This is a genomic window from Bradyrhizobium cedriense, assembly GCF_054602315.1.
This window is the reverse complement of record NZ_JBTSWB010000018.1, coordinates 1-11,699: the sequence shown is the minus strand read 5'-3', so window position 1 is coordinate 11,699 and position 11,699 is coordinate 1. Positions and strand designations below refer to the sequence as shown.

The following is an 11,699-nucleotide window of genomic DNA, read 5'->3' as shown; positions in this document are numbered from 1 at the left end:
GAGCGGCGCTCGGCATCAGATCGGCCGGGGAGGGCTTTCTCGACCGCGTAGAGCTGGGCGATGCGCTCGAGAGCGGCAACCGGAGCCGGCGCCGGCGAAGCCTCGCGCTCGATCTTCACAAACTGACACCCAAATCTACGCACAAACAATCTGAAGGGCCGCGGCACCACGCTTACACTCAAAAATAGCGGCGAAAGTGCTGCCCGTAGACTGAGCGGGCCCGGCGGATCAGCACAGTAGGCAAATCAGACTTCTAATGCTGGCGTGTAAGAAAGCGCTCGCCATAGAACCGCCGACACTGATTTCATTGCCTCCGCGGCCTCGTATGCCGCCCAACTTGCAACGCCCACCGGTAAGGGCCTCCAGCGCCACACCTCCGTCGCTAGGGCGGCATCTAGGCTGCCAGAATCGCGGCAGCTAAACGGGGCAGGCGGCCCCGGCATCCGCCTCCCGACCAAGAGTGAGCGGCCAGCTTTCGCTCCGCATGGCCCAAGAGGCAGAGAGTGCTTCGAGGAGTTACTCTTCATTCAGCTGCCTGCTAGCCAACGAGCTGACCTTGGCGCGCGGGGCAGCGTACTCCGCGCAATGCCGGCCCTCGACTTCTACGCGGGCTCGGTCGAGAGCTGAATGCTAGACACTGACGCTGAGATCATATTCCGCGAGTCACCGCTTGAGGCCGCCAACGCTCGTAGATGCACAGAGCTCTCCGATAGCTGCCCTCCATATCCGATTGACCTCGCTGATCTTCCCAATGTGCCAGACCCTCAGGGAGCCCTTCCGTCCAATCCAAGACGTCCTGCCAGTTAATCGATGCGTTAGCGTCTGAAGCGTTCGCAATATTCATTGACTGCTCCTGTAATCCCAAGAGGGCGCGACGTGCGTGCGGGATTGTGCGGTTCACCTTCTTCGAAAGCCGTAGCCCGGACGTTGCGCCGTTGAATGACACCAGATCCCCAAGGCACTCGCGCTGCCAAGCCCCCGGTCCATCTGCCTGGACTGCGACTAGCAAGCCTTGCTGCTCGGTCGGCTTTCCCGTGGCTTGTAGAACCCGCAAACCTCGCCTGAATCGATGGCTAGCTGATCGATGTCGGCAAAGCGGCCGCCTTGTCGTCAGTCACACTGTAGCGAAGCGACAGCATCTGACGAGGTCCGGCGACGTCGGGGCGCTCAATTCGCCCCTCGCTCTCTTGCAGTCTTAGACCCTCTCATGGCAAACAGTCTGGAAGAACGCTGCGACCGCGACGACCGAGTAGTCGACCTCAAGTTCGAGGTGGTGCCGTCCTTCTTTGGCGTTCCCTTGGCAACCGGATCTCACGCGCTGTGGCGTGGCCGATAGGCGCGCCACAGCGGGGCGGTGCGTAACCGCGGCGGTCGAGCGGCCGAGAGGAACGTTTCGGCTTAATTTATACCACTGTTGACCGCTACACACGTCGTCCAAAGGCGCGCCGTCGATCTGCTATGTCTTGGCAAACACGGCATTGATGGCATCCGTCGTCTTGTGGATTACGATATCCGCTTCGTCCCTTGTTAGGCAGAGCGGCGGCGCGAAACCGAGGATGTCGCCCTGCGGCAGGGCACGGCCGATTACGCCGCGCTCGAGCAGCGCGGCGGCAACCCGCGCGGCGATCTTCTGCGATGCGTCGAAGAAAACGCGATCATCCCTGTCCTTTACGAATTCCACGGCCGCCATCAGTCCGTCGCCGCGCACTTCGCCGACGTTTCTGTGGCCGTCGAGTGCCCGGGCCAACTCTGCGCGGAAATAAGCGCCGGTGTTGCCGGCATTAGCGACCAGGTCCATCTCTTCAACCAGCTTCAGATTAGCGATGCCAGCAGCCGCGCAGATCGGGTGTGCGGAATAGGTCCAGCCGTGGCCAAGGGTGCCGACTTTGTCGGAGCCCTTGAGGAGCACCTGCCAAACCTTGTCGGATACGATGACGCCCGACAGCGGCGCATAGGCCGAGGTGAGACCTTTGGCGATCGTGATCAGGTCCGCCTTGATGCCGTAGTGGTCAGAACCAAACATCGTCCCAAGACGACCGAAGCCAGTGACGACTTCGTCCGCAACGAGCAGTACGTCGTATTTCTTTAGCACGACTTGGATTTTATCCCAGTAGCCGGCAGGCGGCGGAACGATGCCGCCAGTGCCGAGGATCGGCTCACCGATGAAGGCTGCGACCGTATCGGGTCCCTCGTCCAAGATCAGTTGCTCGAGTTTATTGGCGCAGGCCTGGGCGAACTGCTCCTCACTCAAGGAGCGGTCGGCGCGGCGGAAATAGTAGGGCGCCTCAGTGTGCAGGATCGGCGCACGAGGCAGGTCGAACCCACTGTGGTAAAGTTCGAGCCCTGTCAGTGAACCGGTCATGATGCTTGAGCCATGATAGCCGCGCCAGCGTGAGATAATCTTCTTCTTCTCCGGCCGGGCCAGCACGTTGTTGTAATACCATACCAGCTTTATATTCGTTTCGTTGGCGTCGGAGCCAGACAGGCCGAAATAGACGCGGCTCATGCCATTCGGAGCGCGCTCGATGACCATCTTAGACAGCGCGATCGCGGCTTCCGTGCCGTGGCCTCCATAGGCGTGGTAGTAGGCAAGCTTCTTTGCCTGTTCTGCGATCGCCTCCGTGATCTTCTGGCGTCCGTAACCCACATTCACACAATAAAGACCCGCAAAGGCATCAAGGCTGGTCTTCCCGGAGGTGTCGGTGATGTAGACGCCTTCGCCGCTGACGATCACGCGCGTCGGAGTCTCACCGCGCGCATGGGCGCCAATATGCGTCCCGGGATGGAAGAAGTGGTCCCGGTCCCAAGCCGTAAGTTCGTTCGAGCTTTCAGACATTGCTGGTTCCTTTCCCGCGCTGCGTCTCCGAAAGTGTGGAGTAGATATTTCGAGATCGGTAAAGCTCTCCATTCAGTGGCGGAAGTCTTCGCGCCAGAGGACGGACTGCTTGGCGCACCCAATGGAATTGGGCGCGCCGGAGATCCTCACTCCGGTTCACCACGACGATGCCGTAATCGAGAACGCGCAGCGAAACGCTGCTGGCGCCAGCCGTTCTCGGTTGCGACATAGGGACGAACCGATCGTGAGTGTCGTTGGCCTGTGTCACCATTTGCTGTCGATGTCCTAATATCTGACGGAAGCGACCGCGCCTGAAAATCCACGAATGGCGAAGGCCTCGTGCCGGTACGTCGATCAACATCGGCTCACGGAAGCGAGGGATCTCGGCGGTGATCGCCTGCTCTCGTCGCTGCGGCGATGACCGGCGATTTGAAAAAGACCATCCGCTGTTCCAACATGAGAGCGCTTTGCGCCGCCGATCCAAATAACTTCCGGCAGATCCTCGCAGGTTTCGTCGATGTTTGAGAGAGCATGCAACAAATAGGTGGCGCCCCACTGACAGAGTTTGCGTGCTAGCAGACTACGCATTGTTGAAACTCCCGAAGCAGCTATAACCGTCAACAGCACAGGCAGTGTTGTTCAATCCACCACCCGCTCGACTAGGTCGACGAGTTACATGATCATTCCCTGGCATCGCCATAGCTTGCATAAGGTTGACGGGCCAAATCTCCAAAAACCTTCAAGCCTGCGCTCCTTGGTTGCTCCGGAAAGCGCATCATCCGCTGCCATGAGCAATAGGAGCTCACTGTCTGAGCCAACGTGAGCGCGTAGCATTTCTGCAGGAAGCGAGTCAGCGTATCGATTAGAGCCATTGGCAAGAACAGATCCCGGCGGATGTTGCATTGCTAGTTCCTTATGGCCGACCGGTCCTAGGCCTAATCGTTGGCATGCGTCCACATCCAGATCAATTACGAGCGTTGGTAGTTGACCGTGAGGCAGGGTGTTGCTCTGGGATCGCGCTGGAGCAGCAGACGCGACGAGCAGGTCTTGTTCCGCCTCGCTAAAAGCCTATCGCCGCGCAAGACAAAGTAACGGAGGGCTTAACGCATCTCTACAATAGAACAGCAGGAGCAGGTTTTTAAACCTGATGAGATTAGCTTGCATATGCGTTTACTAGATAATGGGCGTATACGTACCCCGAGATCGAATGCTACAAAAGTTGTCGATTCGTGGCGGATGTCGCGTACACGGCACGCGTCCGCGACTTTTCTGAAACATGCTTTAATTTGGCAAAGAGGCTGAGGTTGAGGTTGCGTCTCGGCAACAAAAGAGGTTGGTACCGGCTCAGTGCCGGCGCCGCCCGTAATCTTGGCGGGTCAACCTCGATTGCCGTCGTCTGGTCTTCATCGCGAGCGCGGGTCGCGAGCAGAAGGGGAGCGGGTGCGAGGCTTTACCTCGCGGGGCCACTGGCGGAGATTGTCCTTCCCTGGCCGCCCAACTCCCCCGCCTTACTCTGATCGAGCGAGCCTTTTGACCTTGCCACCCAAGCTCAATTCAGGTTGAAGGTGCCTCTGGCCCAAGGACCGGAGCGTGAAGCGCAGCCGCTTTTCGGAGGAGCAGGCCATCGGCATTTTGAAAGCATGAGGCTGGCGTCTCGGTTGGCGATCGGTGCCGGAACGACAGCGTCAGCGACGCCAATACAAATAAATGGAAAGCCAAGTTTGGCGGGATGGAGGTCTCGGAGCCAAGCGGCTGAAGACGCTTGAGGACGAGAATACGCGGCCGAAGCGGCTGCTGGCCGACGCCATGCTGGACGACGCGGCGCTGAAGGACCTTTTGGGAAAGAAGTGGTCATGCCTGCGGCCAAGCGGGAAGCTGTCGCGCATCTCATGGATGCCCACGGGATGAGCGAACGGCGGGCGTGTAAAGCCATCGACTATCGGCTGGTGGCTGACACCTCACTCTCGGGCACTCGGGTGACGCGGAAACTGGAGCGGCTCGTGACTGAGCGCGGCAAGCCGAAGATGGTGGTCAGCGACAGCGGCAGCGAGTCCACCAGCAATGCCATCCTGACCTGGGCCGACCAAAGCCCCTTCGCAGGGCACTACATCGCGCCGGGCAAGCCCACGCAGAACGCCCGCTTCGATTCAGTCGCCTCCGACCCGGGAGCGTGCCTTTGGATACCGAACGACGTCACGTGCTCCGATGACAAGTAAGTACCTGAGATAGGAATCGCCCTATAATCCCGCCGAGCCGATCCTTCCGGTAGAATTCCCAGAGCGGAACATGCTCGTGTCCGGCCCCTTCTCATCCCGGCATCACGCAACAGAAGCTCAGTTGAACCGACCATTTTGAAATGTTATGACAATGACTGTTGTTATGTAGAGAGCGAAACCCGGACCTAACCGTGACATACCATGATCTTGACGCGAAGATTGGCGAACGCATCCGAAGCCAGCGAAAGCGAATCGGCCTCAGTCAGAAGGAACTCGCTAGCCGATTGGATATAGTTTTTCAGCAGCTGCAGAAACATGAGAATGGGACGAGTAGAGTCCCGGCCAGTCGGCTTTACGAAATTGCTCGGGCACTGAACACGCCCATATCACATTTCTTCGATGTCGATGAAAGCAAATCACTGCGACCGGCGCCGCCATTCTCCGACGTTTCTGCAATGATGAGTGCGCAAAAGGGTAAGTTGGCAAAGCAAGTCCTTGCCCTTGTCACGGCTTTCACAAGAATCAAGGATGAGGATGCTCGAGCGGATATTGTTTCGTTGGTCGCAAAACTATCGAAGTCGAATGCTAAGCGCTAGAGCCACGGCCAGCCTCGGTGCTTGAATGGCACTAAGATGCGTTACGACCATCCCGCAGCTTCTACTGCTTTAGCACGCGTTTAAAGTGTTGTTGGGCGGCGCTGCTCGCGACGCCAGCAACGTGTGCTTCCTTTGCCTCCGGCCCGATGTTGCGCAAACCAGTGATGAACCGTCGGTTCACCGTCTCCTTCGTTCGTCGAAAGGTGACTTCCGGAAATTCACTAAGAATCTGCGCTCGCGCAATAGCCCGCTCCACAAGAGCGCTCGATTCAACCACCTCATGAAGCAATCTGTGGTTCGCCGCCCACGAAACTGGAGCAGCATGACAGCCATAAATCAGATCAGCCATTCCCCCTCGACCAACGAAACTCTCGAGCATATAGCTGCCAATCGTACACGCGATCCCGTGTTTCAATTCCCACATAATCAGCTTGGTTGCCGGCGATCCGAGGCGCCAATCGCAGGATAGCGCGACCTGAAAGCCAACTCCTATTGCGTATCCGCCGACTGCGGCAATAGTCGGCTTCGTCACATTGAGTATCGTACAATAGAAGTCAATCCATCTGTCAATCGCCGCCTCTACCGCCGCGCGCTCCGTAATCGGGGCGACCTCGTTAAAATCACCACCCGCGCAAAAAGATCGCTCATTTCCTCCTGTCAATACTAAAGCGCGTATCGCAGGATTATCCTCTGTCTCTCGGCAGATGGAGCGAATGGCGTTCTCGAGTTCTAGACTCATCGGGTTAAGAGCGTTGGAGTGATTGAACTGCGCGACCAGAACCGCGCCTAGAGCTTCGGTTTCGAGAATGGCCATGGTGTCTCCAATCAGTCGCTCGGGTCTGCGCGGTCGCGGTGCTCGCGCTATCTCAACACTCGGAATTCGAGCATGAGTATAGATACAGCTATTTAGAGAATCTGGCAAAACGATGAACATCTAGGAGGAGAATCTCTGATTGCTGACGCAGCAGATAGTGTACGGTATGCTTTGCCGCTAGATGACGTGAAAAGGGGGAGGTTCTCCCGATTCCCACCGGTGTATGTAGCAGAAGCGCGATCTGTTGGCGAAACGCTATGTGTACGTCTGGGCAGATGGCCCGGCTCGAAGACGAGAAGCAATGCGTTCTGGTTCTGATCGGCGCGACGCCGAAATCGCGCAAAGAGCTTGTCTGCTTCACCGCTGGCGCGCGCGAACATGCGCAAGATTGCCGCGAGCTGCTGCCTGATCTGAAACGGCGTGGGCTCGCCCTGCCCCCGAAATTGGCGATCGCCGGCGCGCGCTCGGCTTCTGGAAGGCTGCCGGTGAAGTCTGGCCAACACGCGCGCGCAGCGCTGGCGGGTCCACAAAGACCGCGAACGTGCTCGCCAAGGTCCCGAAGAGCCAACAGCCAAGGAAAGCTGACGCCGAGGCTGCGTTCGACGCCTTGATCGAGAACCACCAGATGAAATACGATAAGGTGGCAGAGTACTGGAATACGGATCGCGATGCGCTGCTGGCTTTCTATGGCTTTCCGGCCGAGCATTGAAAGCATTTGCCCACCAGCAACCCCCATCGAAAGTACGTTCGGCACGGTGCGTCATCGGACGATCAGATCGAGAGGCTGCCTGTCGAACCGTACCGCGCTCGTCATGGTCTTCAGCTCGTCGACGCTGCACAGAAAAGTTGGCGACGCTTCGACAGCCACTCTCAGTTGTCATAACTCATTCTTTGTGTGAAATTCAACGACGGGCTCGAGGTCGCCAGCTCGTTACTCTTCAGCCAACAGCCGCCGCCGCCTGACCAATCAGGCTGTCACCAAAAATCGGCGATAACGATGGTCGACCACGGCATCGTCTCCGGCATGAGCCGCTCCGAGAATGTCTGGGATATTGCGGCGATGGTGAGCTTATTCCCTTCGCTCAAGACCGAACGGACGGTGGGTCCACCAATGATCGAACATCTTGTGATTATCAGGTCTTACCCATAAAGCCTGGGTGAGGCTATGTGGCAATAATTGTGCGCCACGGTCAACTACCAACTCTAGCAATTGATCTAGCTAACAGAAGTATGTCAACCATCACTCATGGCCGTCGGCCTTTTCCACGTCATCTATGAGGTGCGGCATGCAATCTGTTGCGGTCGGCTACGGCATCAAATGACGATACCTGGCAACGAATGGTTTCAGGGGTCGAAACGCCGACACAGGGCTAGGTTTAACGATGATTGAAAGGCTTTGGTCAGAGGCACCTAAACGCTGGACTCGGGGGCGTCTGTTCCACCAGCTGGACGGCAATACGAGAGGGTAGTTCAAGTCAAGGAGAGGTGCGGTATGCGGTGCAATGATGAAATGAAGCTCGGAGTGATGTTCTACAACGTGGGATGTCACGAAGGCGCATGGCGCAATCCGAACGTGCCAGCGAATGGCGGAGTCGATATCGACTTTTATGCCAATATCGCGACACTCGCCGAAGGTGCGGCATTTCACTTCATCTTTCGCGCCGACAGTCCAAGCGTATCAGAACGAGATCACATAGCGCGTGTGAGCAGAAATGATGGGTTCGAGCCAATCACTCTATTGTCGGCGCTCTCACAGAGGACAAAAGACATCGGCCTTATCGCGACAGTGACAACAACGTACAACCAACCCTATCATCTTGCGCGCATGTTCGCCTCACTTGACCACCTATCGCGCGGACGAATAGGCTGGAACATTGTCACCTCAGCAGTTAAGTCCGAAGCGCCAAATTTCGGCGAAAAGGAACTTCCTGATCATGACACGCGCTATGCTCGAGCGAGAGAATTCGTGGAAGTCGTCGAAGGCCTTTGGAATACATGGGAGGACGACGCTTTCATTCGCGACAAGAGAAGTGGTATTTTCGCTGACACCACGAAGCTGCATTTGCTTAACCACCGAGGAAAGCACTTCTCAGTCAGAGGCCCGCTAAATATCGCAAGGCCACCGCAAGGCTATCCGGTGTTAGTTCAAGCTGGCGCGTCCGATGTCGGAATAGGGTTCGCTGCAGAATTCGCTGAGGTCGTATTCAACGCCGCCCCTTCTTTAGAGTACGGTAAACGATACTATGCAACTCTCAAAGAGAAAGCGCGCGCACTTGGCCGAGAGGACAATCAGGTACTAGTCATGCTGGGCATTGTCCCAATCGTTGGCAGGACCAGGCAAGAGGCGTCTGATAAGCTTCAAAGACTACGATCGTATACGCACGTCGACGTGCAAATTGGATTGGCCGAGCGCTATCTGGACACTGACCTGCGTTCAATCGATCTCGACTCTTTGGTCCCCGAGGCCTTGCCGCAGACCAATCTCGTCCAGAGTCGTCAGAAGTTGTTCCTTGACCTGGCTGTGCGCCAGAAGTTTACCTGGAGACAATTGATCAGTTTTATGTTGGACAGCCAAGGCCACTTTTTGGTTGTTGGAACACCGGACGAAATTGCCAACGCCATGGTGGACACATTTGATCAACGTGCTGCTGACGGATTCAACGTATTGCCCGCAGCCCTTCCCGGCGAACTCAAGGATTTTATTGAGCTCGTCGTTCCCGAATTGCGTCGACGAGGCAAATTCAGATCCAAATACTCTGGACAAACCCTGAGAGAGAACCTTGGTCTCAAGCGGCCACTCAATCGGTTCGCACAGGTAGGTGTAAGTAGTCGTACGTGAGAAAGTGCCTAACGGTTAAGTGGGAGTCGGGTTCCGGCGCGGCGGGTTTGAGATTTGCAAGCTTTCGGGGGCTCGACAGTCGGAAGCTTGCAAGTTAATTTTTGAGATTGAACAGGTCTGACCTGCCACTGAGTTTTCATCCAGTAGCCACTAGAGTCCCGGAGTTGGGAAGCGAAACCGAACTTTAGACCGACCAGAATTAGAGTTTTACACCTCTGGTCGCGTTGGCCGGCTCGTTGCGCCGACGTGGTTTTGCAGCAAAATCGGCGGTCGATTGCCGAATCGCCCCATAAGGCCGTTCTTTCATTGTAGTATCTGCGCCAATCCTCCACGTTTTTCTTGGCTTCCGCAGGGGACAGGAACCAGTGGACGTTGAGGCATTCGACCCGGAAGGGGCCGTTGACGGCTTCAATGAAAGCATTGTCGGTTGGCTTTCCAGGCCTACAGAAGTCCAGCGTGACGCCGCGCTGATAGGCCCAGACGTCGAGATCCCGTGACACGAACTCGGTGCCCTGATCGACACGGTTCGTCGCCAGGAATCCCGCTTCATTGCAGACTCGTTCCAGTATCTCCACGACATCGCTGCTGCGGAAGGAGAACCGTGGCTCCAGCGCGGGCGAGAAGCGGGAGAAGATATCGACAAGCGTGAGCACGTGAAGCTCGTGCCCCGTCGCGAGCTGATCGTGGACGAATTCCATCGCCCAGGTCTCGTTCGATCGGGTCGCCGGCTTCCGGTCCTCGCGCAGCTTGGCCTTGACTCGGCGCTTCGGCGACTTGTTGGCAATTGCAAGCCCAATTCGCGATAGATGTGTCGCGTCTTGTTCTGTCTATGACGCCATCCTCGCGACGCAACAGAACGTGGACGCGGCGATAGCCGTAGCGAACGCGAACACGGCAGATCTCCCTGATCGATCTTCGAGGGCCGCCTTGCGGGAGCGACGAAACTTGTAATGGTAGGTCGACCTGTCAAACTTGAGGGCCGCGCACGCCTTACGGATTTATACCTGCCACTCGCCAAAGTCTTCGACCAGCTTGCGCTCGGCCAGGATTCATAGCTTTCAGCGGAGCACGTCCTGCAGTATCTTCTTGTCGAGCGACAGATTGGCCACGAGTCTCTTCAGGTTCGCGTTCTCGTCCTCGAGCTGCTTTGGTCGCCGCATCTTGGTAAGCAGCAGTTTGTGATACTTCTTCTTCCAATTGTAGGTCGCCTGGTTGGTCCCGGCCTTGCGGCAGATGTCCGCCACCGCAGCCCAGTCATGGCCTCGCTTCAGAATGAACGCCTTCTGGGCGTCCGAAAATTTCGAGGCCTTCATCGTCTTCCGCTCCGGCCGAGGGGATCCGGCATCGAAAACTGTAGCCAAAAATGGTCCAGTTTACCGGCCTCGGATCACTGTAAGCCGAACGCCGGCACATTGGGCGGATCCTGGTGGGGGAAAGCAGCCATGAGCGATTCGACCAATGCGTTCAGCTGGCGTCGTATGCAGGCGTTTGTCAATCGGCTTGCAAATTTTACGGGGGGGCAATATTGCAGGCCGAATGACAGGCGTTCGCTCGATCGTGGCGGCAACTTGATCGTCGCTGATGCTGCGAGGTCGGCCAGGCCGGGCCTCGTCAGGAAAGTCATCACAGAGATCCTTAAGTGGCGGCGCCACTTGCCAACAGCGTGTTCACGAATGCCGAGTGCGGTAGCCATTGACTTGCTTGGCAGCCATCCGCACACCGCAGGATCGCGCGGCACCGCTCAGATAGCGACCTGGCAACAAGATGACGACGAACGTGCCTCTCCAAATACGCTCGTTCGCGCGGACTCAGATCTAACCGCACGATCGGCCGGCCTCGCGCACCTGCGTTCGCCACAAGCGCTCTCCTCTAGAGTTTTGAGCCATCATATAACGTGACGAACTTGCGTTCCAGATGACTAGTCTAGTCTAACCGATCGAGGACGCCGATGGCGCCGCCCTATGAGTTTCACTTTAGAGATCCTATCGGGCGACATGAAAAGTGATGGCCACGGGTTACATCCCGACGTCGCCTGACAGAGAGATGCGGCCCATCCGTCACCTCCTCAATCGCCCGGAAAACAAGCCGTGTGCGGCAAAGTCACCGACCGGTGAACGACCGCTCGGCCGTTCGCGCTCCAAGAGGCTACGCGGCAGGTGTGCGCCGTCGCCCTTGCGCCCTACTGCGATCCCGATCTCGACCGCAAAATCCTCGGGCACACTGAGCACTGTACGTGCCTTCTCTAGGTCAAATCCACTCATGCCATGTGCCGCCTATAGCGCGACAATCTGGGTGGGAAGCGCGCGACAATCAGGATGGCGAGTCGGTGTCGCGGCGAGGTGATGATTGCCGCGATGATTGTCGCGCGCAAGAGGTTTGTTGGCTCTGATTGTCGCGG

6 protein-coding genes and 5 pseudogenes are annotated in these 11,699 nt (G+C 57.2%); 5 read left to right on the top strand and 6 right to left on the bottom strand.

Annotation, left to right across the window (positions count from 1 at the left end; genetic code table 11):
- Positions 1-1,456 precede the first annotated feature (1,456 nt).
- Positions 1,457-2,836, bottom strand: a complete 1,380-nt coding sequence (locus ACYCVF_RS36665) for an aminotransferase (protein WP_459607633.1) — start codon at positions 2,834-2,836, stop codon at positions 1,457-1,459.
- Positions 2,837-4,426: 1,590 nt separating this feature from the next.
- On the opposite strand from ACYCVF_RS36665, the pseudogene ACYCVF_RS36660 reads away from it, so the two are divergent.
- A pseudogene (locus ACYCVF_RS36660) lies at positions 4,427-4,986 on the top strand (transposase); the annotation flags it as partial.
- 3 nt (positions 4,987-4,989) lie between these two features.
- Here the strand turns inward: ACYCVF_RS36660 and ACYCVF_RS36655 are convergent.
- Positions 4,990-5,136 (bottom strand): annotated as a pseudogene (locus ACYCVF_RS36655) (IS110 family transposase); the annotation flags it as partial.
- A gap of 107 nt (positions 5,137-5,243) precedes the next feature.
- Here ACYCVF_RS36655 and ACYCVF_RS36650 point away from each other — a divergent pair.
- Positions 5,244-5,648 (top strand): helix-turn-helix domain-containing protein, encoded by a 405-nt coding sequence (locus tag ACYCVF_RS36650; RefSeq protein WP_459607635.1) that lies wholly within the window; start codon positions 5,244-5,246, stop codon positions 5,646-5,648.
- A 61-nt stretch (positions 5,649-5,709) separates the two neighbouring features.
- On the opposite strand, the gene ACYCVF_RS36645 is transcribed toward ACYCVF_RS36650, so the two are convergent.
- Positions 5,710-6,462: an enoyl-CoA hydratase/isomerase family protein gene (locus ACYCVF_RS36645; RefSeq protein WP_459607637.1), complete on the bottom strand. Its 753-nt coding sequence runs from the start codon at positions 6,460-6,462 to the stop codon at positions 5,710-5,712.
- A 229-nt stretch (positions 6,463-6,691) separates the two neighbouring features.
- Here ACYCVF_RS36645 and ACYCVF_RS36640 point away from each other — a divergent pair.
- The 3 genes and pseudogenes from ACYCVF_RS36640 to ACYCVF_RS36630 form a co-directional block, all read left to right on the top strand.
- Positions 6,692-7,345 (top strand): annotated as a pseudogene (locus ACYCVF_RS36640) (transposase); the annotation flags it as partial.
- A 114-nt stretch (positions 7,346-7,459) separates the two neighbouring features.
- Positions 7,460-7,612, top strand: coding sequence for a hypothetical protein (locus ACYCVF_RS36635; RefSeq protein WP_459607639.1), 153 nt, complete (start codon positions 7,460-7,462; stop codon positions 7,610-7,612).
- Between the two features lie 375 nt (positions 7,613-7,987).
- On the top strand, positions 7,988-9,301 hold the full coding sequence (locus tag ACYCVF_RS36630) for an LLM class flavin-dependent oxidoreductase (protein WP_459607641.1): 1,314 nt from the start codon (positions 7,988-7,990) through the stop codon (positions 9,299-9,301).
- Between the two features lie 207 nt (positions 9,302-9,508).
- On the opposite strand, the pseudogene ACYCVF_RS36625 reads toward ACYCVF_RS36630, so the two are convergent.
- The 3 genes and pseudogenes from ACYCVF_RS36625 to ACYCVF_RS36615 form a co-directional block, all read right to left on the bottom strand.
- Positions 9,509-10,614: pseudogene (locus tag ACYCVF_RS36625) on the bottom strand (IS3 family transposase).
- Positions 10,615-10,688: 74 nt separating this feature from the next.
- The gene (locus tag ACYCVF_RS36620) at positions 10,689-10,925 is read right to left on the bottom strand and encodes a hypothetical protein (RefSeq protein ID WP_459612959.1); all 237 of its coding nucleotides are present in this window, start codon (positions 10,923-10,925) and stop codon (positions 10,689-10,691) included.
- Positions 10,846-11,158 (bottom strand): annotated as a pseudogene (locus ACYCVF_RS36615) (IS630 family transposase); the annotation flags it as partial. The gene ACYCVF_RS36620 and the pseudogene ACYCVF_RS36615, both read right to left, overlap by 80 nt.
- Positions 11,159-11,699 lie beyond the last annotated feature (541 nt).

What these genes read in the sequence shown, in the direction of transcription:
- ACYCVF_RS36635 (WP_459607639.1), top strand. Translation starts at nt 7,460, where the DNA reads ATGGTCGACCACGGCATCGTCTCCGGCATGAGCCGCTCCGAGAATGTC.
- ACYCVF_RS36620 (WP_459612959.1), bottom strand. Translation starts at nt 10,925, where the DNA reads ATGACTTTCCTGACGAGGCCCGGCCTGGCCGACCTCGCAGCATCAGCG.
- ACYCVF_RS36645 (WP_459607637.1), bottom strand. Translation starts at nt 6,462, where the DNA reads ATGGCCATTCTCGAAACCGAAGCTCTAGGCGCGGTTCTGGTCGCGCAG.
- ACYCVF_RS36665 (WP_459607633.1), bottom strand. Translation starts at nt 2,836, where the DNA reads ATGTCTGAAAGCTCGAACGAACTTACGGCTTGGGACCGGGACCACTTC.
- ACYCVF_RS36630 (WP_459607641.1), top strand. Translation starts at nt 7,988, where the DNA reads ATGTTCTACAACGTGGGATGTCACGAAGGCGCATGGCGCAATCCGAAC.